At 48.7% G+C, this 24,227-nt stretch carries 18 protein-coding genes and 1 riboswitch; of the genes, 10 read left to right on the top strand and 8 right to left on the bottom strand.

Annotated features, from left to right (window positions below):
• Positions 1-126 precede the first annotated feature (126 nt).
• From BW42_RS16695 to BW42_RS09860, 5 genes are read left to right on the top strand one after another with little or no spacing between them, the layout of a single operon-like run.
• Positions 127-207: a potassium-transporting ATPase subunit F gene (locus tag BW42_RS16695; RefSeq protein ID WP_081780413.1), complete on the top strand. Its 81-nt coding sequence runs from the start codon at positions 127-129 to the stop codon at positions 205-207.
• Between the two features lie 23 nt (positions 208-230).
• On the top strand, positions 231-1,871 hold the full coding sequence (kdpA, locus tag BW42_RS09875; protein WP_035410345.1) for a potassium-transporting ATPase subunit KdpA: 1,641 nt from the start codon (positions 231-233) through the stop codon (positions 1,869-1,871).
• Between the two features lie 17 nt (positions 1,872-1,888).
• On the top strand, positions 1,889-3,958 hold the full coding sequence (gene kdpB, locus BW42_RS09870; RefSeq protein ID WP_369792032.1) for a potassium-transporting ATPase subunit KdpB: 2,070 nt from the start codon (positions 1,889-1,891) through the stop codon (positions 3,956-3,958).
• A gap of 14 nt (positions 3,959-3,972) precedes the next feature.
• On the top strand, positions 3,973-4,494 hold the full coding sequence (gene kdpC, locus BW42_RS09865; RefSeq protein WP_035410343.1) for a K(+)-transporting ATPase subunit C: 522 nt from the start codon (positions 3,973-3,975) through the stop codon (positions 4,492-4,494).
• Positions 4,491-5,579, top strand: coding sequence for a universal stress protein (locus BW42_RS09860; protein WP_035410341.1), 1,089 nt, complete (start codon positions 4,491-4,493; stop codon positions 5,577-5,579). Before kdpC ends, BW42_RS09860 begins: the two co-directional genes overlap by 4 nt.
• 331 nt (positions 5,580-5,910) lie before the next feature.
• On the opposite strand, the gene BW42_RS09855 is transcribed toward BW42_RS09860, so the two are convergent.
• Together BW42_RS09855 and BW42_RS09850 are read right to left on the bottom strand one after the other, a co-directional pair.
• Positions 5,911-9,498, bottom strand: coding sequence for an SH3 domain-containing protein (locus BW42_RS09855; RefSeq protein ID WP_035410339.1), 3,588 nt, complete (start codon positions 9,496-9,498; stop codon positions 5,911-5,913).
• 201 nt (positions 9,499-9,699) lie between these two features.
• Positions 9,700-11,730 carry a thioredoxin domain-containing protein gene (locus BW42_RS09850; protein ID WP_035410336.1) on the bottom strand — a complete coding sequence of 677 codons (2,031 nt, stop codon included), beginning with the start codon at positions 11,728-11,730 and terminating at the stop codon, positions 9,700-9,702.
• 600 nt (positions 11,731-12,330) lie between these two features.
• Here BW42_RS09850 and BW42_RS09845 point away from each other — a divergent pair.
• Together BW42_RS09845 and BW42_RS09840 are read left to right on the top strand one after the other, a co-directional pair.
• Positions 12,331-12,510 (top strand): hypothetical protein, encoded by a 180-nt coding sequence (locus BW42_RS09845; RefSeq protein ID WP_035410333.1) that lies wholly within the window; start codon positions 12,331-12,333, stop codon positions 12,508-12,510.
• 129 nt (positions 12,511-12,639) lie between these two features.
• Positions 12,640-15,390: an FN3 associated domain-containing protein gene (locus BW42_RS09840; RefSeq protein WP_035410331.1), complete on the top strand. Its 2,751-nt coding sequence runs from the start codon at positions 12,640-12,642 to the stop codon at positions 15,388-15,390.
• A 17-nt stretch (positions 15,391-15,407) separates the two neighbouring features.
• On the opposite strand, the gene BW42_RS09835 is transcribed toward BW42_RS09840, so the two are convergent.
• On the bottom strand, positions 15,408-15,764 hold the full coding sequence (locus BW42_RS09835; RefSeq protein WP_035410328.1) for a hypothetical protein: 357 nt from the start codon (positions 15,762-15,764) through the stop codon (positions 15,408-15,410).
• 350 nt (positions 15,765-16,114) lie between these two features.
• Here BW42_RS09835 and BW42_RS09825 point away from each other — a divergent pair, with 350 nt between their 5' ends.
• Both BW42_RS09825 and BW42_RS09820 read left to right on the top strand, forming a co-directional pair.
• Positions 16,115-16,993, top strand: coding sequence for a CAP domain-containing protein (locus tag BW42_RS09825; protein ID WP_035410321.1), 879 nt, complete (start codon positions 16,115-16,117; stop codon positions 16,991-16,993).
• An 87-nt stretch (positions 16,994-17,080) separates the two neighbouring features.
• On the top strand, positions 17,081-17,578 hold the full coding sequence (locus tag BW42_RS09820) for a GNAT family N-acetyltransferase (protein WP_035410316.1): 498 nt from the start codon (positions 17,081-17,083) through the stop codon (positions 17,576-17,578).
• A 60-nt stretch (positions 17,579-17,638) separates the two neighbouring features.
• Here the strand turns inward: BW42_RS09820 and BW42_RS09815 are convergent, their stop codons facing one another.
• The 4 genes from BW42_RS09815 to BW42_RS09800 form a co-directional block, all read right to left on the bottom strand.
• Complete coding sequence (locus BW42_RS09815; RefSeq protein WP_035410314.1) at positions 17,639-18,454, bottom strand: MetQ/NlpA family ABC transporter substrate-binding protein; 816 nt, start codon at positions 18,452-18,454, stop codon at positions 17,639-17,641.
• A 27-nt stretch (positions 18,455-18,481) separates the two neighbouring features.
• Positions 18,482-19,147 carry a methionine ABC transporter permease gene (locus BW42_RS09810; RefSeq protein ID WP_035410311.1) on the bottom strand — a complete coding sequence of 222 codons (666 nt, stop codon included), beginning with the start codon at positions 19,145-19,147 and terminating at the stop codon, positions 18,482-18,484.
• On the bottom strand, positions 19,137-20,150 hold the full coding sequence (locus BW42_RS09805; protein WP_035410309.1) for a methionine ABC transporter ATP-binding protein: 1,014 nt from the start codon (positions 20,148-20,150) through the stop codon (positions 19,137-19,139). The genes BW42_RS09810 and BW42_RS09805 overlap by 11 nt, the downstream gene beginning before the upstream one ends.
• A gap of 85 nt (positions 20,151-20,235) precedes the next feature.
• A riboswitch (SAM riboswitch) is annotated at positions 20,236-20,340 on the bottom strand.
• A gap of 62 nt (positions 20,341-20,402) precedes the next feature.
• Entirely contained in the window at positions 20,403-21,590 is a 1,188-nt protein-coding gene (locus tag BW42_RS09800; RefSeq protein WP_035410306.1) for an aminotransferase class I/II-fold pyridoxal phosphate-dependent enzyme, read from the bottom strand.
• 148 nt (positions 21,591-21,738) lie between these two features.
• On the opposite strand from BW42_RS09800, the gene BW42_RS09795 reads away from it, so the two are divergent.
• A complete protein-coding gene (locus tag BW42_RS09795; RefSeq protein ID WP_035410303.1) occupies positions 21,739-23,349 on the top strand; it encodes an alpha-glucosidase in 1,611 nt (536 codons plus the stop codon).
• A gap of 62 nt (positions 23,350-23,411) precedes the next feature.
• On the opposite strand, the gene BW42_RS09790 is transcribed toward BW42_RS09795, so the two are convergent.
• A complete protein-coding gene (locus BW42_RS09790) occupies positions 23,412-24,140 on the bottom strand; it encodes an MBL fold metallo-hydrolase (protein WP_035410300.1) in 729 nt (242 codons plus the stop codon).
• Positions 24,141-24,227: the final 87 nt, after the last annotated feature.

The raw sequence follows: 24,227 nt of genomic DNA, 5'->3' as shown, positions 1-24,227 counted from the left end.
ATAATATGGGGGTAATTTCATAATGGGAGAACTATGGAGTATCGTACTGCTCGTCTTCTTCTTCGGTACGACGTTCGGAATGATTCGACTGATCGAACGTGTCCAGTGGAGAGCGGGTGACCGGAAATGACGTGGTTTTTACTAGCAATGGGATGTCTCGTCTTTTTGTATCTCGGTTATTGTCTGATCTATCCAGAAAAATTCTAATCGCATAGGGAGAAAAGAAAAACATGTGGACTCAATTCCTGATCCAATTTTGGATCCTACTCGTCATTGCACTTTGTGCAGCGGTCTTGCTCGGTCGCTACATCGGGATGTACTTTGCGCCGATCGCAGAGCGTCGGGTCGATACAATCGGTAAGGTCGAACGACGCCTTCTATCGTTACTCGGTGTCGATGAAAAGAAACAAGATCAATCGTGGGTCGGCTATTCAAAAAGTCTATTAGTCGTCAATCTACTGTTTTTCATCGGTGGGTATTTGTTGCTTCGCTTTCAAGGAAGTCTACCGCTCAATCCGAACGGCGCCGCTAATCTTGACTGGTCGACAGCGCTCCATACGACGATCAGCTTCATGACGAACACCGATCAACAACACTATTCGGGTGAAGCTTTATCGTATCTCTCACAAACGTTCGTCCTTGGAACGATGTTATTCGTTGCACCGACGATGGCATTCACGGTCTGTATCGCTGTCATCCGTGGTCTTGCGAATAAACCGCTCGGTAACTTCTACGCCGACTTCGTTCGCTTCATCTTCCGCATCCTGCTTCCGATTTCATTGTTCTTCGGGATGTTGATGATTTTACTCGGCGTACCACAGACGTTTAGTGGCGCAATCAGCGTCACGACGCTTGAAGGGGCGAAGCAGTTGATTTACCGTGGACCGGTCGCAGCGTTTGAGGTCATCAAACAGCTTGGTAACAACGGCGGTGGTTTCTTCGGAGCAAACGGTGCCCATCCGTTTGAGAACCCGAACCAGTTCGTTAACTTCATCCAGATGTTCTTAATGTTATTGATTCCGATGTCACTTCCTGTCGCGTATGGAAAAATCATCGGTTCTGCGAAACAAGGACGTCTTTTCCTTGGCGTCATGACGATTTTGTTCGTCATGATGACGTTCGGCATGGCAGGTAGCTTATTTGCGAACCCGACCGCGCACGGTCAGGAATTACGCTTCGGTCAAGTCGGTACAGCGCTCTACAGCTCGATTACGACAGCAGCCGAGACGGGTGCCGTCAACGCGATGCATGACTCACTCCATCCGCTTGCTGGTTTGATCCAGCTCGGAAACATGATGCTGAACGTCGTGTACGGCGGTGCCGGCGCTGGATTCTTGAATGTCTTGCTTTATGCTTTTGTCGCAGTCTTCCTGACAGGTCTCTTGATCGGTCGGACACCAACGTTCCTTGGTAAGAAAATCGAGACGTTCGAAGTGAAGATGATCGCTATCGCACTTCTTGTGCCTCCTTTCTTGATTCTCGTCGGAACGGCAATCTCGATGTACGTCGCACCAGGCGTCGCTGGCATCTCGAATCCAGGCTATCACGGGCTATCACAAGTCTTGTACGAATTCACGTCAGCGACAGCCAATAATGGTTCCGGATTTGAAGGGCTCGGGGACGCGAATGTCTACTGGAACGTCTCGACATCGTTTGCGTTATTTTTCGGACGTTACATCCCATTGATTTTAATGCTTGCGATCGTTGGTTCGCTGAAGGCGAAGCCATCCGTGCCGCAAGATGAGTTCTCATTCAAAACAGACACACTACTCTTCGGAACAGTCTTCCTCGGTACGGTCGTACTCGTCGGTGCATTGACATTCTTGCCAGTGCTCGTACTTGGACCGGTCGCGGACTGGCTGACGATGTGAACAGGAGATAAAAGCATATGATGGAACGTATCATGCATCCGACGTCCGACGAACACCAACCGAATGGGCAGCCGGAACACCAATCCAAATCAGCAATCAACGGCTCGATTGTCCGCCAGGCGACAATGGACGCCTTTAAAAAAATGAATCCCGTCAACATGATCAAACAACCAATCATGTTCGTCGTCTGGATCGGTTGTTTGCTCGCAATCGGCTATACGATCTTCATTGATGAGATGCGTGGTTTTAACTTGACGGTCAGCATCATCCTCTTCTTGACGGTCTTGTTCGCGAACTTCGCAGAATCGATCGCCGAAGGACGCGGGAAAGCACAAGCAGACTCGCTAAAAGCGTCGAAAGCGGACGTCATGGCACGTAAACGTGTCGGACAATTGATTGAGAGTGTCTCGTCCACGACACTCCGGAAAGGCGACATCGTCTTCGTCCGGGCCGGTGAATATGTACCAGGTGACGGTGAGATCATCAAAGGTCTTGCTTCGATTGATGAATCGGCGATCACAGGGGAATCGGCACCAGTCATCAAGGAAGCGGGCGGTGATTTCTCGTCGGTCATCGGTGGAACACTCGTCGTTAGTGATGAGATTGAAGTCCGAATCACGAGTAATCCAGGGGAATCGTTCCTCGATCAGATGATTGCGCTTGTCGAAGGAGCAAGCCGTCAAAAGACACCGAACGAGCTCGCTTTATCAACACTGTTGACGAGCTTGACATTGATTTTCTTACTCGTCGTCATGACGTTACCAGTCTTTACGAACTATCTTGGATTCAATCTTTCTGGTCCAATCTTGATCGCCTTGCTCGTCTGTTTGATTCCGACGACGATCGGTGGCTTGCTGTCCGCGATCGGCATCGCCGGGATGGACCGTGTCACCCGTTTTAACGTCATCGCGATGAGCGGGAAGGCGGTCGAAGCAGCAGGGGATATCCAAACGATCATCTTAGATAAAACGGGAACGATCACGTTCGGGAACCGGATGGCGTCAGAGATCACGCCGGTCGGTGGACGCTCTGTCGAGCAAGCATTCGAAGGGGCGATCATCGCTTCTTTAGCCGATGAGACACCGGAAGGACGATCCGTCTTAGAACTCGCAGAACTACGAGACATGCCAGTCGAGCGCCAGTGGTTAGATGGCGCAGAAATCATTCCGTTTCGCGCGGAAACACGGATGTCAGGTCTTGATTTGACGGATGGTCGCCGGGTACGGAAAGGAGCGGGACAAGCGATCCAAGAATGGGTGACAGAACAAGGTGGAACGATTCCGAATGATTTGCAAGAAACGATCGATTCCGTCTCACGCTTAGGTGGAACCCCACTTGTCGTTGCGATGGATGCGACGATTCTTGGAGTCATTTACTTGAAAGACACCGTCAAACCAGGAATGCGGGAACGGTTTGATCGGTTGCGTGAGATGGGGATCAAAACGATCATGTGTACCGGCGACAACCCGTTGACGGCAGCAACGATCGCTCGCGAAGCAGGCGTTGATGACTTCGTCGCAGAATGTAAACCGGAAGATAAAATTCGTGTCATTCAGCAAGAACAAGCAGCTGGTCACCTCGTCGCCATGACAGGGGACGGTACGAATGATGCACCAGCACTCGCTCAAGCGGACGTAGGTCTAGCGATGAACAGTGGGACACAAGCTGCGAAAGAAGCAGCGAACATGATTGATCTTGATTCGAACCCAACGAAGATCATCGAAGTCGTCGAAATCGGAAAGCAGCTCTTGATGACACGGGGAGCGTTGACGACGTTCTCGATCGCAAACGATGTAGCAAAATATTTTGCGATCATCCCGGCGATGTTCATGGTCGCGATTCCGCAGATGGAAGTACTCAACATCATGCGACTCGATTCCCCGACGACAGCAATTTTGTCGGCTCTAATCTTTAACGCAATCATCATCCCGATGCTGATCCCGCTCGCGATGAAAGGTGTCTCGTATAAACCGATGACAGCCGATCAATTGCTCGGGCGTAACTTACTCATCTACGGTCTTGGTGGTGTCATCGTACCGTTCATTGGGATTAAAATCATCGATGTCTTGCTTGCAAGCATCCTTTAAGGAGAAAACGAATCATGAAACAAGCCATTCGTGTGACGATCTTCATCACAGCATTATGCGGGATCGTCTTTCCCGCCTTGTTGACGCTGTTCGGTCAGATTCTCGTACCGGATAAAGCAGCCGGTTCACTCGTACAGGAAAACGGAAAATTCATTGGATCGGAATTGATTGCCCAACCGTTCACGTCGAAACAGTATTTTCACGGACGTCCATCAGCGGTCGATCAATTAGCGGGATCATCTGCTGGGGATAACTTGGCAGCATCGAACCCGGAGCTTGGTACGAAGATAGCGGCATTTCAGAAACAGAATCGAGAGGACGGCGCTTCGCTTCCGGACGATGCCCTCGTGACATCCGGTTCTGGTTTCGATCCGCACATCTCAGTCGCTTATGCTTTGGATCAAGCGAAGCGTATCGCAACCGCACGCGACCTATCGCGTGACGAGGTACGCAAGCTAATCACGAAAGAAGCCGGGACGCATGATTACGTCAATGTCCTCCTTTTGAACCTAGCACTTGATCGGAGCAAATCATGACACGGGGAAAGCTGAAGCTTTATATCGGCTCAGCTCCCGGTGTCGGAAAAACGTATAAGATGCTTGCCGATGCACGAACCTTGACGCTTGAAGGCAAGGATGTCGTCATCGGTCTGATCGAGACGCACGGTCGAAAAGAGACGGCGGAGATGGTCGGACAGCTCGAACAAGTCCCGTTACTTGAAGTTGTCTATAAAGAGAAAGTGTTTCCTGAGGTGAACGTGGACGCGATCATTGCCCGTCACCCGGATATTGTCCTGATCGATGAACTGGCGCATACGAATGCTCCCGGATCAGAACGGAAAAAACGCTATCAAGATGTCGCGGCACTCCTTGACGCCGGGATCAACGTTTACTCGGCCGTCAACATCCAGCACTTCGAAAGCTTACTCTTTAAAGTCAAAGAAGTGACAGGTGTCGAGGTCCGGGAGCGAATCCCGGATCCATTTCTAGGAGAGGCCGATGAGATCTTACTCGTCGACGTGACGCCGCAAACGTTACGGGAGAGACTCGAGCAAGGGAAAATCTACAAGAAAGAAAAGATTGAACAGAGTCTGAATTCGTTTTTCTCGCTTCAGAATCTCGCGAGCTTACGGGAGTTATCGTTACGACAAGTCGCGGACGAAGTCGACGATCAAGTCTATCAATCACGTTTGTTGATTGAAAAAGACCCAGCGACGTTACAAGAACGGATTCTTGTCTGCATCCAGCTTAATGATAACGCGCGAAAGTTGATCTATCGCGGATTTCGCATGGCAAGTCGATTAAAGGCGGAACTGTATGTTCTGACGATTTTACCGGCAGCGGAAAATCAATTGAATGCGAAACAGAAGGAAGTGCTTGTGATGGTGCGAGAGAGTGGTGCCTTGTTCGGAGCAGAAGTGCTGATCCGGATTCAAGGCGAACGTTCGATTGCTCAAGCGATTACCGCCGCTGCCAAACATCATCGCATCACGCAAATCGTCCTCGGTCAATCCGCGCGGACCCGCTGGCAGGAAATCCGACGCGGATCGATCATCAATGAAATCATGCGTCATGTCCGCGGAATCGATATCCAAATCGTCGCCGATGACATGGAACGCTAGGGGAGCCCTTCCGCGTAAATGCAGGGGTTTTCTTCGCACCATCATCAGTCTATCGTTTCATAAGACGAACGAGTCAGTTGGTCATCCTCCCTTTCCGCAGGCGGGAGGTAAGCTGCGACATCCTCGCATTTCATGCGGTCTACCGGGTCTTACCTATCCCTGTCGAAAGCGTCGAGCGCGCTTTCTTTTCCTGCAGGAGTTGAGGATGATCCTGCTCGTTCGCTACTAATGAAAAAGGAAAGACCGTTCCGGTGGGATCACCAGAACGGTCTTTCCTTTTTTTGATGTTGGAACACATTCATTGATTTAAAGACGTTGGTTCATCGTCTCCTTAACGAGCGAAGACTGGAATATCAAAGACAGCTGTGTAGCTATCCATCTGTTGATAGAGTGAATAGATCCGAGACGTTTGCTTAACGGCCCATCCCATGTCTGTTGCGTATTGATGGCTACCAGGACGCATCGGACTCCAACGCATCTTGTAGAGCGTGTTTTGTCCGTATTCATTATGGATGTACTTCGTGCTGATGAATTCAGCACCACCGACGATTGCCGCTTCTGGTGTAAACCAGCCCATTTTATAGGCATAAGCAGCGCCGGTGTTAATCGCATCATAATCATACGCACCGATTCCATACATGTTATAGACTTTACGTCCATTCCATGTCACACCCATTGCGAGTGTCGATTGTCCATTGCCTGTCTCAAGTAAAGCGTGTGAGATCAAGTAAGCTTCGTTGACGCTGTATTTTTGACCAGCATCGATGAACGCTTGTCCACAACTACCGTTGCTACACTTGTTGAAGATCCCGAGTCCTTTCGTTACGTTCGCTAACATCTTATCAAGTGTCGCAGCCGATGCTCCTGTCGTTTTCGAGAGATCGAGGAACTGATAGAAGGCAGAAGAGTTGCGGTCGACTTTCAGTGGATCGGCAACATCACGGACGTCCGTTTCCAGTGCATTCAACCATTGGATCGTTGAGTAACCACTTGTCGCACTCGTGTAGACACGTGGCTTTGTCGTATAGAAGCCACTGACTGATTGATAGACGCGAATCATTCGACCAGGTTGGAACTGACCGTAGACGTGACTCGCCGTCGAAGCACCAGAGCGGATGTTAAGTGGTGTCGTCGCTGTGACAGTCGCAATTGTTCCATTGACTGGATCAAGTGCGCCGCCGAGACGGACGTAACCCGTACTGACATACATCAATTTATCTTTATAGATATCCGTTTGTGGTGGTGGATTTAGTTTCATCTGGGCGCTGATGAAGGTATCGAACGTATACGGTGTCGCGACAGAGTTATAGACGTTTAATTTCGAAGAAGTCGTCACGAACGCCCCCTTATACGCGTACCCACTTTTTCCATCATAAGAAATCTTATACCAATCACCGATTTGACCGGAGACAGTAACGACGAGGTTTTTCGGAATCGTCTTGATGACATTATAGGAGCTACCAACGTAAGACCGTAAGGCAGCGTCTGATGTTGCCCGTACATACATTTTGTCCTTTGATTCATATTTGATCGATGACGTATTTTGTCCGGTACGGATATAACCCGTTTTCCCGTCGATCGTTACTTTATGCCATGACGTGTTCGTGTACGACGTGATCAAAGCAGAAGTGTAATAGACATTTCCGAACGCGAGTGTCGTGACATTCGATGCTTGATCGTCCGGTGCTTGTTTGACGACGAGCGATTCATTCGCCAAGAAGCGTGCACCTGTGATCTTTTTCGTTTCGGTATACGGTGTCAGTGTTGATTTTAAGACATAGCCATTTTTCCCAGCGTAGCTGATCTTTAACCACTGATCGAGACTGCCTGTTACTTGAACGACGGCTGCTTTTGGTAGCTTCGTCACTGTCGCATAGGCTGAACCGGCATCCGACTGGAGTGTCGTATCCGTCGTTGCTTGATAGCGGTGGTTATTAACGCTCTCATAGGTGACCGGTGAACCTTGATTGATTTGAACGTAGCCGGTCTTCCCATCGACTGTCAGGCGATGCCATTGCTCGGAATGACCATTCGTGACGACTTGATTCGTCGTGTAGACGTCTCCAGAAGAAAGGCGAACGACGGTTTCTGCTGTCGCATGGTGCGATGCTTTCACTTCGACGGTACGTTCAAGGCGATAATAAGAAGAAGGAATCGATTGCGTCATGACTTTTTCCTTGGCGTAACGTGAAGCGATATAACCCGTCTTCCCGCTGTACGTCACGCGATACCAGTCATCGATCATTCCAGTGACGGTGATGCTTGTACCAGAAGGAATCGTTTTAACGGTCGCGTAAGTGTTTCCGGCATACGAGCGAAGTGGAGTCGAAGCCGTCGTCTGCATGACGATCCGGTCCGATTGGTACTGCACACTCTTGCCTTGGTTGACAGGAATGTAGCCCGTCTTTCCATCCTTACTGACACGATGCCATTGCTGTCCGTTTGACGTGACGAGCTGTGTCGTGTAATAGATGTCACCGCTCTGCAGTGTTGCAAGTGTCGATGCTTGTGCGTCGGGTGAAGATTTGATGGAAACCGTGTTTTCCAGTTCGAAGCGGGCGCCTGAAATCGTTTGTTTCGTCGCAAGTGTCGTAAACGTGTTTGATGCGGCATATCCCGTTTTACCGTTATAACTGACACGGTACCAATTCCCGATCCGTCCAGAAATTTTGATGACGGTATTGCTCGGAATCGTTTGTACTGTTGCATACGATGGACCAGCATACGAACGAATCGCCGTCGATGCCGTCGTTTTTAAAGAGAGGTTTGATTCAGTTTCGTATGCAATCGCTGTCCCTTGATTGGCTGGTACGAATCCGATTTTACCTTCCTTCGATACTTGATGCCATGTTTCGCCGAGCGGATTCGTCACACGTGTTTTCGTATAATAGACGTTTCCGGCACTCAGTGTCGCAAGTGCTTCTCCATTCGCAGCAGGTGTCGTTTTGATGACGAGTGGTGATGTCAACAAGAAGCGTGAAGATGGAAGCTTTGTTTTTTCTGTGTATTCTGCCAACGTAGCGGATAAGACATACCCTGTCTTTCCGGCATATGTGACTTGGTGATAGATTGCCGTCTTAGCATTCGAGGTGACGACCGTACCTTTTGGTAGACTCGCTAGACTTTGTTTTGCCTCGGCTTGACTGTAAAGTGGTGTCACACTTTTCGTCTGATACCGTGTTTGTGGAATTAATGTCACATTTTGCTTTTCAGAAGAGGCGAACGCATCTTGATGCATGTAGCCTGTCTTCCCGTCGTACTGGATACTGACCCATTTTTCGATCCGACCGACGACTTTGACGTCTTTTCCAGATGGAATGGTCTGAACTTTGGGATAACCTGTTCCGGCGTACTGACGCAAGATGTAAGCATCGATCGTTTTTAACGTCGTGTTCGTCACCTTTTTATACGCGACCGCTTTTGCGCCAGCTGCGACATAGCCTGTCTTGCCGTCATATTTGACGCGGTACCATGTCTCGCCATATGGATTCGTCACACGTTGTGACGTGTAGTACACATCCTCTTCGTTCAACGTGCCGATCGTCGTTGCAGTATCTACTGCTGTCTTTTTGATCGGTGTCTTTTTGAGGACGAGGTAGCGCTGTCCTGAAACGGTTTGTTTCTTTTCATACAGCGTGAGGTATTTCGACGCGACATATCCCGTTTTTCCAGCATATGTGACCCTTCTGAACGAGCCAGAAGCATACGTGGATGAAACGACAGTTCCGGTCTTGATCGTCAACAAGCGTTTCCGAGAAGATGCCGTCTTATCGTACAGATAACTATCGGTAGACAGACGGTAGGTCGTCACTTTCGTCGTTGCTGCTTCAGCCATCGGAAGAGATGTCAAAACGATGCTAAAAACGATGAGAAAGCTTGCGAACACCTTCAAGGTCTTCGAGAATGATGTCGTGTTCAAAGTATCTTTCCTCCTAGTAGATATTCGTCCGGATGGACGGAATCGGCTTCTAGGATGTCTAAGTCTAAGTTGTAAAATCTATTGCCTATCCTTACTATCGACAATATCGGATTTTTATGAACAAAAGATTGAATAATTTTGAAAAAAGGGGTCTGGTTTTTTGAAAAACCCTCCTGTTTTTTTAAACAAGAGGGGATATGGTTAGATATGGAGACGTGCGAGGATTTCCGTTAAACGCGTCGTCGGACGTTCACAGGAAAAATCATGACAGAGATAAGCCGTTGGTGCGTCTGGTTCTGGATACTCCGCAAGCAGTGGGACGTGCGGAAGAAGGTCGCGCTTCGTACCGATCAACAAAGCAACTTCCGGTAAGCGTAACTGGTGCAGTTGCTTGATTTCGAGCGGGATGTCTACTTCTTCCGGAAGCAAGATAATCAATTCCTTCGGTTCCATCTGCTGGTAGGTGAAGGTACTGACAAGTGAGGCGAATCCGGTCGGTTGTTGCTCGACTTCCTCTATTAAGGTTGCGAGAGCCCGTTCAGCACTCTCTTGATAAACGAGACGACCAGTAAGACGACTGAGCGTGAAAAGGGCGTTCAAGGCAACGCTATTTCCGGCAGGTGTGACGCCATCATACAGATCGAGTGGACGAACAAGTAGTTTGTCGGAGCGTGAGGACGTCAAATAAAAATAACCATTCGCGGTCTGGAATTGGTCCTGCAGCACATCTGCGAAAGCTAAAGCTTCCTTTAGATGGAGAGCATGGTGTGTAGACTGGAATAGTTCGAGATGTGCATCAATCATGTACGCATAGTCATCGAGGAAACCGTGACCGGTTGCTTGTCCATCGCGGTAATGGACTGCAAGATGCTGTTCAGTACGAACAAATCGTTCGAGGGACGTCATCGCAAGCGTTGCGACATGCGTATAATGCGGTTCGCCAAGGACACGGCCGGCTTTAGCGAACGTCGAGATCATCATCGCATTCCACGATGTCAACCGTTTATCATCACGGAACGGTCGCATGCGTTCATTTCGCGCACGAAGAAGAATTTGGCGCTCGTGTTCGAGTTGCGACGCTGTTTCAGCAAGCGACAAGTGAATAGAACGTGCGAATGCCTCGAGTGTTCGTCCTGTCCGGTAAAAGACGTTCCGTCCCTCAAAGTTTCCCGATGATGAAGCATGATAGAAGCGGGGGAACAGCGCGTTTGGTCCGAGCAAGTCGGTCAGCTCACGCTCCGTGAACGTATAAAAATGTCCTTCGCCCCCTTCGCTATCTGCATCCAGTGCGGCATAAAAGGTGCCGTCCGGTGCGGTCAATTCCTGTTCTACAAACGTCAGCACTTCTTCTGCATAGCGACGGAAGCGAGTTTGACCCGATGCTTGATACGTTTCGATGCATGCTGTCGCAAACCAGGCATTGTCATAGAGCATCTTCTCGAAATGAGGAATTTCCCACTTGGCATCGACCGTGTAGCGGAATAGACCGTAGCCGACTTGATCCGTCATCCCGCCGTCACGCATCGCGATCAGCGATCGCATGACCATATGAAGTGCCGTCTCGTCTTCCGCGAACTGATAATAATCGAGCAAGAAACGGAGCAGGGCAGGCGACGGGAACTTCGGTGCCTCTCCGAATCCGCCATGTTGACGATCAAATTGTCGCATCGCTTGATCAAAAGTGTCATGAATGATCGATTCATTCCAAGTACGGGTAGACGTCGCAGGCTGCAATACGTCGCGAAGCGTCTGCGACATATTCTGACCGACTTGTGCGATTTTCTCTGGTGAACGGCGGAATTGTTCGCTGAGCTGGAGTGTCACTTGACGAAAACTCGGACGATTGAACTGAGGCGTTTTTGGAAAATACGTGCCGATATAAAATGGCTGTTGATCCGCTGTCATGAAGACGCTCAGCGGCCAGCCGCCTTGTCCGTTCATGACTTGAGCAGCCGTCATGTACAAATGATCGATATCGGGACGTTCTTCTCGGTCGACTTTGATCGAGATATAGCGTTCATTTAAGAGTCGTGCCGTTTCTTCATCTTCGAAACTTTCGTGTGCCAGCACATGGCACCAGTGACACGTCGAATACCCGATTGATAAAAAGATTGGCTTACCAGTCTCGCGCGCGGCAGTGAAGGCATCCTCACCCCAGGGATACCAATCGACAGGGTGGTGGGCATGTTGCAATAGATAGGGACTCGTTTCATGAATAAGTCGATTCGACATGATGGATTTCCCTCGTTTCTTCTATAGTAATGAGTCCTCTTCACGATACTCGGCTTTTGTAGCAGGTGCAACTCTGATTCCAAGACGAGGGAAAACGATTTTCCAAAAGAAAGATTGACTTTATAAAAGAAAGTATGATAGATTAATATAAGTCATGAATCGGGGATGATCACTCATGTGAGAATCTTCAATCCATATCATACAATTAAATCGACAGGTCAGGATTTTTAGACCGCTACTGACAAATGAGTCAGACATAAGTCATCGCTTTTATTTTGTCCTTCTTCATACTACGGGAAGAAGTCGACCCAGCAAGATAAACCTTCCAATCGATACTTTTCCGCTCATTCCCGAGCTATTTCTAAAAATCCCAGTATCATGCGTCCGTTGCAGACGCATCACGATTCTTGCTAAAATGCTTGATTCAGCTGGCGCGGCCAAGGAGCCGTAACAACGAAAGAGAGGTAGGGCTTTCGTCGTTTCAGGTGTTTTGATCACCTGTAATCCTCGATTCTCATGACAACCAAAAACAACGACACGCTGATGAGGCGTTTTTTTTATGCCTTTTTTCGGGTAAAGCGGAAAGAAGGGGGTGACGACATGCCATGGAATGAGAACAACTATCCGGATTCATTCAAGAACTTTGATCCACCGCTTCGAAAAAAAGCGATTGAGATCGCGAACGCTTTGTTAGAAGAAGGGTATGAAGAGGGACGCGCTATTCCGATTGCGACATCACAAGCTGAAAAATGGTACGAAAGTCACAAAGACGAACAATAAAATGTTGTAAGCGATACCATTTCTTTCATTTACGAAGGATGGTATCTTTTTTTACGAAAAATATACACTCTTTTGAATATAATCTGATATTATAAAGAAGTGTCAGAAAATTCAATAGGGGGTCACATCATGAAATACGGCAGTACGTTTGGAAAGTGGGCATTGGTCGGAGTATTGACTGCAGGAATCCTTCCACAAGCGGGTCTTGTCGGGGCAGAAGGCGAAGGCGTCATCTTGTCTGAATACATAGAAGGAACAAGTAACAACAAGGCAATCGAGCTATACAATGGATCGGGGCAAATCATTGATTTAGCAGACTATACACTCGTTCAATACACGAACGGTGGACCATCTGAGTCCAAAATCACATTATCGGGGAAAGTAGATCCAGGTAAAACATTCGTTATCGCGAATTCAAGTGCGAATGCAGACATCAAAGCAAAAGCGCAAATGACGACGGGTTCGTTGAACTTCAACGGAAATGATCCGGTTGCATTAAAAAAGGGCGACGTTGTCCTTGATATCATCGGACCGATCGGTTCATCCGTTGATTTCGCAAAAGACACGACACTTGTTCGGAAATCAGGTGTTACATCAGGTGTTAAGACGTATGAACCATCACAGTGGACGAGCTTTCCTGTCGATACACTGACGAATCTCGGTAGCCATCAGACGGAAGCCGGCGATATTCTCGTTGCACCAACGGCTACTCCAGTCGGTGAGGTCGAGCGTGGGGATCAAGTGACACTGTCAGGTGAAGGAACGATCCATTATACAGTTGATGGTACGACACCGACTGTTGACAGTCCGGTTTACACATCACCGATTACGATCAATGACGAAGTGACGATTCAAGCAGTTGCTGTCAAGGACGGGAAAACGTCAGCTGTCTCGACATTCAAGTACTACATCGCACCACCAATCACTAAAATCAGCAGTATCCAAGGCGTCGCGCACACATCACCATACGCAGATCAACTCGTCCGGACGACGGGCGTCGTCACGTATGTCGTTGATGCGAACAACTTTTACATGCAGGATCCAAATCCGGATAACGACAGCCGGACATCAGAAGGTATTCTCGTCTACGCGAAAAACCACGGTGCTGCCGTTGGACAAAAGGTCGCGACGACAGGTTACGTCAAAGAATGGATCCTCGGCGGATACAGCGATAAATTCGATACGGATCTAGCCGTTACGGAAATCAGTACGGTCAATCTCGTAAAGGGTGCGCTCAACGAAGGGTTACCAGCGAGTATCGTCCTTGGTGATAAAGGCGTCTTGATTCCGACTCAAGTCGTCGATAACGATTCCTTCGCTCAGTTTGACCCGAAAGAAGATGCGATCGATTTATACGAAAGCTTAGAAGGCATGCGTGTTGCTTTACCGAACGCGATCGTCACAGGACCACAAGCGAACCGGACGATCCCAGTTCGTACACAAACAGACGCAAACAAGGTTTATACGAAACGTGGCACACCGATTCTGACGAAGGACAACGTCAATCCGGAGCGCTTGTTCGTCGAGATGGGAAGTTCATCGTATCGTGCGAAAGCCGGAGACACATTCGATGGAACGATTGAGGGTGTCATGAGCTACAACTATTCGGCTTACAAAGTACTCGCAAAAGCAGCAGACCTTCCGAAACTCGTTACGAGCGAAGCGGAACGTCAACCGACGAACATCGAAACGGGTGAATCACGTCTGACTGTCGCTTCATACAACGTCGAGAACTTCGCGTCGACAGCCGATGCTGGAAAAGTTGATCGTGTCTCGGAAGGCATCGCGACATTCCTGAAGACACCAGACATCGTTGGTTTGACAGAGATGCAGGATAACGACGGCGCAACGGATAGCGGCACAGTCGACGCTTCGAAATCATTTGAGACATTGATCGCAGCGATCGAAGCAAAAACAGGTGTCCGGTATGCGTATACGGACATCGCACCAGAAGATAAAAAGGACGGCGGGCAACCAGGCGGAAACATCCGTGTCGGGTTCCTCTACAATCCAGCGCGTGTATCACTCGCACCAGGAGAAAAAGGTGGAGCGACGGAAGCCGTGTCAGTTGAAAATGGTAAGCTGACGAAAAACCCGGGTCGCATTCAGCCGACGGATCCGAACTTCGCGAGTTCGCGGAAACCGCTCGTCGCGGAATTCCTCTTTAATGGTGATTCATATCATGTCATCGTCAACCACTTCAACTCAAAAGGTGGCGATGGAGCTGACTTCGGTAAAAACCAACCGGTCGTTCGTAAGAGTGAAGTCCAGCGTCATGCGATTGCGAACATCGTCCAAAACTTCGTTTCTGAATTGAAGACGGAAGTCAAAGATTCGAATGTCGTCGTTCTTGGTGACCTCAACGACTTCCAGTTTTCAGAAACGTTAGACATCCTGAAAGGGAAAAATCTCTGGAACACAGTCGATGATCTTCCGAAATCTGAGCGTTACTCGTACGTCTACAACGGAAATGCGCAAGTACTCGACCATATCTTAATTTCGAATAACTTGAAGTCGTATACATCGTCGGATATCGTCAACATCAACTCGGATTACATGGAAGCAGACGGTAGCGCGAGTGACCACGATCCAGCGATCATCTCGATTCAAGGTGCACAAACGGCAGTACCGGTCAAAGGAACGGCAGAAGTCGGTATCTGGCGTGCTGTTCAAAAAGGAAAACATATCTTCATTGAACGTAAATTGGGTCGCAACTGGGATAAAGCCAGTGAAACACACGCCGATCAACAAGGTGAATTGCTCGCACTTCGCGTGTCACAGGGGCGTCCATACATTCAAGTGAAGACAATCAAAGGCAAAACGATCTGGCTTGAATTGTCGAACAAATACAAACTAGCTGAAACAACGAAATACCAATAAAATCAAAAAAAGCGGACTTAGCGGTCCGCTTTTTTGCGTGCTGGGATAAAGAGTAAAAGAAGTGAGAGTGTACTGATCGAGAGTGTGGAAATTAAGGCAACGGGTAACGGGATGGCACGGAACATATACGTGAAGTGAATGATGATCAATAATAGAATGATAGCGAGACCAGGAATGAATTGTTTTGAGAGCAACATACCGGAACCTGGAACGAGTATTTCAAATCCAAGTCGTTGATTGAGACGAACATCTTCGTGGGCATTGGCTAAGCTAAAGGATACAGTCAAGGCGACAAGGATCATCCAGCCGGAGAATAAGTATTGTTGAATGGGTAAAAAGGCAATGGATTCATAAATGAAATACAGTAAAACCATAGGTCAGCTCCTTCATATCATTATGTTATTTGGAAAAGCATTGAAAGTTTGGCTTACGAATTTTAATGATACCGAGTCAAGATTCGGAGAGCAACCAAAATTCGCTGAGAATGAAATAAAAGAATGTTCACACATTTTAAGAAAAGGGGAATATACTTTAGTCTCTGTACTAAATGTTTTCAAGAATCGTTTAAAAGAAAGCATTTCACTAAAGGAAGAGCGTTCTCATGAAATGTGTCAGGTTTGTGGACAGAAGATGTGATTTAGACAAATGAGAGCCAATGACTGTTCGGGGGAAACAATTTCTTTTAAAATAAAGGTAATGAGATTAAAGGAGGCGAAACGACGACATGAAAAAATGGTTGATCATCGGAGTAGCAGCGGTAGCCTTTTTCGGCTACGAAAACATTCCAATGGAACAGGCAGAAGCCGATTACCCGAAAAGTGGCGGCAAGCTGATTGATCGATATAGCAGTGAGTATCCCGGATATGACTGGGAAGTCAGACGGACTTCAACGGAAGAATTCGTCGCCTTAACGAAGGATGGTAAGGACTACGGAAAATATCGTTTCAAAAACGGTGTGACGACACAAGGTGCAGTATTGAATAAGGATACGGAATCCTCTTTGAAGAAAAAGGGGTGGTCCGCAGTGAAGTCCTATCGTAAAGGCAACACAAACTACATGCTGAATCTGGACCATGCCGCCGTTTATGAGAAGAAAGGGAACTATGTAACGTACTTCTTCGATCAACATGACGGCAATAAAGTCAAAGCGACACTTGCGATTCCGAAAGACGTCGAAGCGGAGAAAAAAGGCTTCTACGGTACGTCATCAAATGCGCTACGGACGACGGATGAGAAATTAATGCTTCGCTTGATGAACTGGGAACGCGCTGACTATAAGTTGAATCCGTTAGCACCGTACACAGCATTGAAGCCGGTCACCCGTGGTCACAGCGAAAACATGGCGAAACATAATTTCTTCTCGCATACAGATCCACAAGGTCGTGATCCGTTCGACCGGATGAAACGCGGAGGAATCACGTTCAGCTATGCTGGTGAAAACCTCTCGATGGGGTATCCGAACGTCTTTGCCGCGCATTGGGGTCTAATGAATTCACAAGGACACCGAGAAAATATTTTGAAAAAAGAGTACAAGCAAGCCGATGTCGGTGTGGCATTCCGAGACAATGCACCGTACTTCACGATTAATTTCCGAACACCTTAAGTATGTAAAAAGAGGATGACATTTCACGATGTCGTTCTCTTTTTCATGAGATTGTTTGTTTTATACTAAAGGCAGGAGGTGGGGCGATTGGAAATCCGTCGATTGAATCCAGAAGATGCAGTACTCTATAAAGCATTGCGATTAGAAGCATTACAGAATCATCCGGAAGCGTTCGGCTCCGATTATGAAGCGGAAAAAGATCGACCGGTCGACCGGTATGCTACGCGGTTTCAGAGCGAACAGGCAGCGACGTTCGGTGCCTTTCATGAAGCGCAACTCGTTGGGGTCGTCACCGTTGTCTGCTCCGAGCTAGACAAGATGCGACATCGAGCCAATTTATTTGCGATGTACGTCACTCCAAGCATCAGAAAACAGCAGGTCGGACAGCAATTGGTACAAGAGGCATTACGGGCATTAGAGGAACGTCCTTGGATCGAGCAGGTTCATCTCTCGGTCGTTCGGACGAATGAAGCCGCTAAAGCCTTGTATCGGTCGCTTGGCTTCGAATCGTACGCGATTGAACCGCGGGCGTTGAAAATCGATGATACCTATCATGATGAAGAACTCATGTGGTATCGGTTCTAACACAAAACGACCGAAATTCAATGAGAGATGATCTCTTTTGAATTCCGGTCGTTTTTAAAATCAGTTTGCCCAATTTGGTTTGCTGAAACCTTTGAATGATTTTTCGATGACTGTGTTGAATGCATCGGATTCGACAGCTGTCTTCAGGTCTTTCGCGACTTGTGAGTCTGCATCTTTCGTTTGGACAGCAATGAGGTTCCGGTATTGCTCGTCCATCGTCTCAAGTGCTAACGCATCGAGTAAATCGAATTTCGCAGCAAGCGCGAAGTTTCCTGGAACTGCTGAGACATCAACGCTTTCGATGGCACGTGGCAGTTGCGCTGCTTCAAGCGGCTTGATGACGAGTTTCTTCGGATTTTTGACGATATCTTTCTCTGAGACGGTCAGTGGATCGACATCTGGCTTCAGTTTGATCCAGCCTTGTTCTGCCAAGAGGTTCAGCGCGCGTGCCTGGTTCGTTGGATCGTTCGGTGTCGCGACTTCAGCGCCTGTCTTGACGTCGTCAAGTGTCTTCGCCGTTTTACTATACAGTCCCATCGGTGCCGTCGGGACAGTGATGAGCCCTTTAAGGTCGAGCTTCTTTTCTTTAGAGAACGTCTTCAGGTAAATCGAGTGTTGGAATAAGTTGGCATCGATATTGCCACTACCGAGTGCGATGTTTGGTTGGATATAATCGCTGAATTCGACGATTTCGACTTTATAGCCTTTCTTTTCGAGTTGCGGTTGAATCGCTTGTTTGACCATGTCGCTATAAGGACCGCTTGTCGCCCCAATCTTGATTGTCTTGTCTTTTTCATCAGCGCTGCTGTCTCCGCATCCTGCGAGGATTCCTGCACCGAGTAAGGCTGTCGCTAAAAAGGCATATCGTTTTTTCATGATTCAACTCTCCCTTTATATGTATGATTAGCGCTTGTCTGTTTTTCGCGCCAGTTGATTGCCAAGTGCTTGAATGCTCTGGACGATGACGATGAGGACAACGATCGTCACGATCATGATGAGATTATCATAGCGATAATAGCCGAAGCGGATCGCGAGGTCACCGACACCTCCGCCGCCGACGATCCCAGCCATCGCCGAGAAGCCGATCAAACTGATCGTCGTTAGCGTGATGCCCTGAATGATGCCAGGGAGTGCTTCTGGTAAAAGGATACTGACGATGATCCGTAATGGTTTCGCTCCGCACGCTTCCGCTGCTTCGATTAAACCAGGTGGAATCTCACGCAGTGATGTTTCAACGAGTCGTGCGAGAAACGGAATCGCTGCGACACTGAGGCTGACGGATGCTGCTGTCGGACCAATCGTATTATCAAGCAAAAATTTCGTTAATGGAATGAGGGCAACAAGCAAGATGATGAACGGCAAGGACCGGACGATGTTGACGACGAAGTCAAGGACACGTCGGATGGCAATGTTTTGAAAGAATAAACCGCGGTCGGTGACGAACAGGAGAATCCCGAGTGGAATCCCGACGACCAATGCGAAGGCAAGCGAAATGCCAACCATCCACGCCGTCTCACCAAGTGCCTTCAACAACTCGGGTAACATCGTTTGTATACGATCAAGCCACATCCTGAATCACCTCGAGTGTATGAAGTTCCGCCGCAAGCCAGTCGAGGGCAGGTGCGATTTGATCGGAGGATCCCGTCAAGCTGACGATTAAGACACCAAAAGCGACGTCTTGGATGTAATCGACTTTTCCGTGCAGGATGCTGACCGAGATATCGTATCGACGGATGGCTTCCGATAACGTACTTTCACCGGTCTTCTCGCCCGTGAACTGCAGGCGGATGATCTTTCCCGGTGTCGCTTGCAAGATGCGTTCCGGTAGCTCGATCTGGAGTGCCGTGTCGACGTAATGTTGTGTCACCGGATGTTTGGCTTGACTGAACAAATCGTATGTAGAGGCGACTTCGACGACTTCCCCTTGCGACATGACCGCGACACGATGGCAAATCTGTTTGACGACATCGATCTCATGCGTGATGAGGACGATCGTCAATCCGAGTCGTTCATTCAAATCTTTCAACAAATCTAAAATCTGCAGCGTCGTGACCGGATCAAGGGCAGAGGTCGCTTCGTCACATAACAAGACGGTTGGATCATTCGCGAGTGCCCGGGCAATCCCAACGCGCTGTTTTTGTCCGCCGCTCAACTGACTCGGGAAGTTCGTTTCGAATCCTTCGAGTCCGACGAGTGAGACGAGTTCACGGATCCGTTCTGGAAAATCTGCTCGTTTGACGCCAGCAGCCTTCAGTGCGAAAGCAATGTTATCTGCGACATTACGCGACTGGATCAATTGGAAATGCTGAAAGATCATTCCTGTCCGCAAACGAAGTTGACGCAAATCTGCTTTTGACATCCCACCGAGCGAGACACCGTCGACCTTGACCGTTCCTTGTGTCGGATGCTCGAGACCGTTGATCAGACGAAGTAACGTACTCTTACCGGCACCGGATTCACCGATGATCCCAAAGATTTCTCCTTTTTGAATCGTCAAATCGACATCCCGTAATGCGAAAATCGGGGTCCGGTCTCGGACGAACCGTTTCGTAATCTGTTTGAATTCAATCATTTGCTCATCTCCTTGTACAAAAAAAAGTCGCTTTTTCCTAGTAGCAGAGCAACCAGAAAAAAGCGACGAAAGTGTAAGATTTCGTAACTTATCTCTCAGAATGAATCCATTCTGTAGGATGTGGCACCGTTCCTGATAGGTGGTTGCCGGACGTCGTTGGGCCTAATCCCTCGGTCGCTCTCGATAAGTAGTTATGCTGTTGGGATTTACTTTAACGGAAATGATTCCCATCTGTCAAATGTTTTTTCAGAATTATTCCGCAACAGGTGTCCGGAACAGGTTGAGCGTTCCAATTCGCTCGACGGCCTCTTCTAGCCGTTCGACGTCAGCAATTAAGCTGATCCGTACGTATCCTTCGCCGTATTCACCAAAAAATGATCCAGGGGTCACGGCGACGTGTGCTTCGTCAAGCAGATGATCCGTGAAGCTTTGGGACGTGTATCCTTCCGGCACGGGGAGCCAGACGAAGAAGGAACCGCCCGGTCGTGGTCCACTCCAGCCGATTGCATCGAGTTTCGTAAACAATGCATCGCGTCGTGTTTCATATAAGCTACTTAACTCACGGACACATGTTTGGTCACTCGTCAGGGCAACGGTCGCTGCATGTTGGATCGGTGTGAAGGCACTGACGTAGAGATGTTCCTGATACGTCTCGATGCTTGAGATGACGGACGGATTTCCGATCGCGAAAGCGATTCGGAAGCCAGACATGTTGAAGCGTTTCGAGAGTGAGAACAACTCGATTCCGACATCTTTCGCCCCTTCCGTCTGCAAGAAGCTTCGTGTGGGACCATCAAAGCTGATGCCACCGTAGGCTAAATCATGGACGACACAAATATCATGGGCATCCGCGAAGGCAACTGTCTGTTCGAAGGCTTCTGCTGTCGCTGTCGCACCTGTCGGATTACTCGGGTAATTGAGGAACAACATCCGGGCGCGCTCGACATCTGTCGTATCAAGTAAATCGTAATCCGGCAGGAAGTTATTTTTCTCAAGCAATGGAAGCGTAATCGGGTAAGCACCAGCAAGTGCTGCTCCAGACAGGTAATCCGGGTACCCCGGATCCGGGACGATGACACCTTCTCCAGGATTGACGATCGTTTGTGGTAAGGCGACGATTCCGGCTTTACTACCGAGAAGAATTGCGACCTCGGTTGCCGGATCGATCGTGACGCCGAATTCGTTCGCATAAAAGCTCGCGACGGCTTGCTTTAGAAAATCATGTCCACGAAATGGTGGATATTGAAGGTTTGTTGGCTCATCGATCGCCTGTTTCAAGGCGTCGAGAATATGTACGGGCGTCGTTTGATCGGGTGTTCCTTGACCAAGGGTGATGACATCATGTCCGGCAGCTTTCACAGCACCGATCCGGTTCGCAAGTTCAGCGAAAACGGGAGCAGGAAGCCGATCGATGGCGATGGATGGAGCGAAATGTTTCATGGATGTGTGCCTCCTTCGTAGTATTGTCGTCAAGGATAACGAATATTCAGTCAAAAGAAAAGAACTTTTTTGAAATTCAAAAAAATCGTCCAATAAACAGGTACAGATATGTGGAGCGGGAATAGAGAGTAGGGAGAGGAGTGAGGAGATGAAGCGAGCTAGCTGGAAAGAAGCAGTCGTCTATCAAGTCTATTGGCGCAGTTTTAAGGATTCGAATGGGGACGGCATCGGTGATTTGCGAGGTGTCATCGACAAGCTAGATTACATCGCATCGCTTGGTGTCGATATCGTCTGGTTAAATCCATGTTACCGTTCTCCAGACATCGATAATGGCTATGATATTGCCGATTATTACACGATCATGGACAAGGCGGGGACGATGGGCGATCTACAAGAGTTGATCACAGCGGCTCACGCACGCGGCTTAAAGATAATTCTTGATTTGGTCGTCAATCATACGAGTGACCAGCATGACTGGTTCCGTCAGTCGCGAGACCGAATCCACGACAAGGATGATTGGTACATCTGGAAAGATGGAACGAAAGAGACTCCCCCGAACAATTGGCGGTCGTACTTTGCGCCGAGCCCGTGGACGTGGAGTGAAGAGCGCGAACAATATTATTTCCATTCCTTTGCGAAAGAGCAACCGGACTTAAACTGGGAACAACCGGCTGTCCGGCAAGCGATCTACGACATGATGAACTGGTGGATCGCTCAAGGGATTGACGGTTTCCGGATGGACGTCATCAACTTGATCAAAAAACGTTCGCTTGAGGATGTCGTCAATCCGTTTAATCTATCGTATCTCGGGAATCAACCAGGTGTGCACGACTTCCTTCAGGAAATGCATGCGAACGTCCTTGCCGGGAAAGACTTGTTCACGGTCGGTGAGATTCCGTTCGTTGGTCCGGAAGACGGTCTGTTATATGTCAGTGAAGAACGTGAAGAACTTCGGACGCTGTTTCACTTCGAAATCGCGGACGACATGGAGGCGATGGATCTTTTACGTTTCAAGGAAATTCAGAAACGATGGTATGACGTCTTGTATCCGTTAGGCGTCAATTCACAGTTTCTCAACAACCACGATCATACGCGACAAGTGACCCGCTTCGGCAGTGAACGATACCGAGTCGAGAGTGCGAAACTACTCGGTTTGATGTTGCATACATTACCTGGCATTCCATACGTGTATCAAGGAGAAGAGATTGGGATGACGGGGATTCGCTTCTCGGATCCGTCGCTCTATCAAGACGTCGCCTTTCGCAATCGATATGAAGAGCGCGTCGCTGGCGGCGAGGATCCGGAGGTCGTACTCTCGTCAATGCAGTTACTCGCACGCGATAACTCCCGCACGCCGATGCAGTGGGACGGTACGTACGCGGCAGGCTTTACGAGTGGGAAACCGTGGTTAGCGGTCAATCCGAATTACACGGACATCAACGTCGCGCAAGCAGAAGCCGATCCATCATCCGTACTTGCCTTCTACCGAGCATTGATTCAGATGCGAAAGGATCATCCAATCATGGTCTATGGTACGTATCGCGACTTAGCTCTTCATGATCCGTATCTCTACATCTATGAGCGGGAACTAGAGGGAGAAGTGTGGCGGATCGTTCTCAACGTGCATGATGAACCGATGCAAACTGCCTTCGTTTTATCACAAGATAAGTTGCTTGTGTCGAACTATCCAGATATCTCGGATGAACTACGTCCTTATGAAGCACGTGTATATCGATATACTGTTACAGAACAGAATTGAACTGCTGGACGAAAAAACATCCGCGACGTGTCAGGAACGCGTCGCGGATGTTTTTTCGTGTGTTATTTGAAAGGTGACGATTTTTTCGTCTGTAAGACTTGCGTGAATCGATCGACGGCTTGGCGCATCTCGTAACTTGGTCCAAGGATGAGGGGACCATGTCCGACGGCAAGAATATCTGGAGACAGTTCCGTTAATTGATCGGCGGAGCGAAGAGCAACGTCCGGATCCCATGTCGCAAGTGCTGGGAACGGAAATTGCCAACGGACGTCACCGGAGACAGCGAGTCCCCCTTGTGTCTGAAAGGCATCTCCGGCGATCAGCATCCGACTACCTTCATGCCAAAGAGAAATCGAACCAGGTGTATGACCTGGCGAGGCGATGACGCTGAGGCTACCGACTTGTTGACCACTTTCGAGCAATCGATCTGGACGTGTTTTGATGTTTTTCGGAATACCGCCTTTTAAGGGGGTCGTTTCGCCTTCGCGTAGCGTCTCGTCCCCACTGAGCAATGCGGCATCACGGTAACTGATGCAGACTTGAGCGAGAGGAAAGGCATTCGCAAGGAAATCGAGCGAGCCGACATGATCGGCATGTGCGTGTGTCAGGATAATCGCGCCGAGCGGTTTTTCTTGCTTTCGAATATAGTGATAAAGCGCCTTTGCGTTGATTCCGAGTCCGGCGTCAATCAATGTCAAACTGTCTGCTTCTTCAAACAGGTAGCAATTGACCGGGAAAAAGGATGGGGTCGTCTGCAATTGGTGTAAACGTTCGATGATCGTGACACGCATCGGCTTCACTCCTTCAAAAAGTAAATAGACTTCTTCTTTAGTATCGTCTGTTTTTGAATAGGCGTCTAGACGGATTATGTGTAAAAA

The organism is Exiguobacterium sp. RIT341 (assembly GCF_000632205.1).
Taxonomy (GTDB): Bacteria; Bacillota; Bacilli; order Exiguobacteriales; family Exiguobacteriaceae; genus Exiguobacterium_A.
Note: the sequence above shows the minus strand (reverse complement) of the source record. Positions and strands in the feature narration are given on the sequence as shown.

Bases quoted from the DNA above. Each gene is read 5' to 3' on its own strand.
- BW42_RS16695 (WP_081780413.1), top strand. From the start codon at position 127: ATGACGTGGTTTTTACTAGCAATGGGATGTCTCGTCTTTTTGTATCTC.
- kdpA (WP_035410345.1), top strand. From the start codon at position 231: ATGTGGACTCAATTCCTGATCCAATTTTGGATCCTACTCGTCATTGCA.
- kdpB (WP_369792032.1), top strand. From the start codon at position 1,889: ATGATGGAACGTATCATGCATCCGACGTCCGACGAACACCAACCGAAT.
- kdpC (WP_035410343.1), top strand. From the start codon at position 3,973: ATGAAACAAGCCATTCGTGTGACGATCTTCATCACAGCATTATGCGGG.
- BW42_RS09860 (WP_035410341.1), top strand. From the start codon at position 4,491: ATGACACGGGGAAAGCTGAAGCTTTATATCGGCTCAGCTCCCGGTGTC.
- BW42_RS09850 (WP_035410336.1), bottom strand. From the start codon at position 11,730: ATGTCGAATCGACTTATTCATGAAACGAGTCCCTATCTATTGCAACAT.
- BW42_RS09845 (WP_035410333.1), top strand. From the start codon at position 12,331: ATGCCATGGAATGAGAACAACTATCCGGATTCATTCAAGAACTTTGAT.
- BW42_RS09840 (WP_035410331.1), top strand. From the start codon at position 12,640: ATGAAATACGGCAGTACGTTTGGAAAGTGGGCATTGGTCGGAGTATTG.
- BW42_RS09835 (WP_035410328.1), bottom strand. From the start codon at position 15,764: ATGGTTTTACTGTATTTCATTTATGAATCCATTGCCTTTTTACCCATT.
- BW42_RS09825 (WP_035410321.1), top strand. From the start codon at position 16,115: ATGAAAAAATGGTTGATCATCGGAGTAGCAGCGGTAGCCTTTTTCGGC.
- BW42_RS09815 (WP_035410314.1), bottom strand. From the start codon at position 18,454: ATGAAAAAACGATATGCCTTTTTAGCGACAGCCTTACTCGGTGCAGGA.
- BW42_RS09810 (WP_035410311.1), bottom strand. From the start codon at position 19,147: ATGTGGCTTGATCGTATACAAACGATGTTACCCGAGTTGTTGAAGGCA.
- BW42_RS09805 (WP_035410309.1), bottom strand. From the start codon at position 20,150: ATGATTGAATTCAAACAGATTACGAAACGGTTCGTCCGAGACCGGACC.
- BW42_RS09800 (WP_035410306.1), bottom strand. From the start codon at position 21,590: ATGAAACATTTCGCTCCATCCATCGCCATCGATCGGCTTCCTGCTCCC.
- BW42_RS09795 (WP_035410303.1), top strand. From the start codon at position 21,739: ATGAAGCGAGCTAGCTGGAAAGAAGCAGTCGTCTATCAAGTCTATTGG.
- BW42_RS09790 (WP_035410300.1), bottom strand. From the start codon at position 24,140: ATGCGTGTCACGATCATCGAACGTTTACACCAATTGCAGACGACCCCA.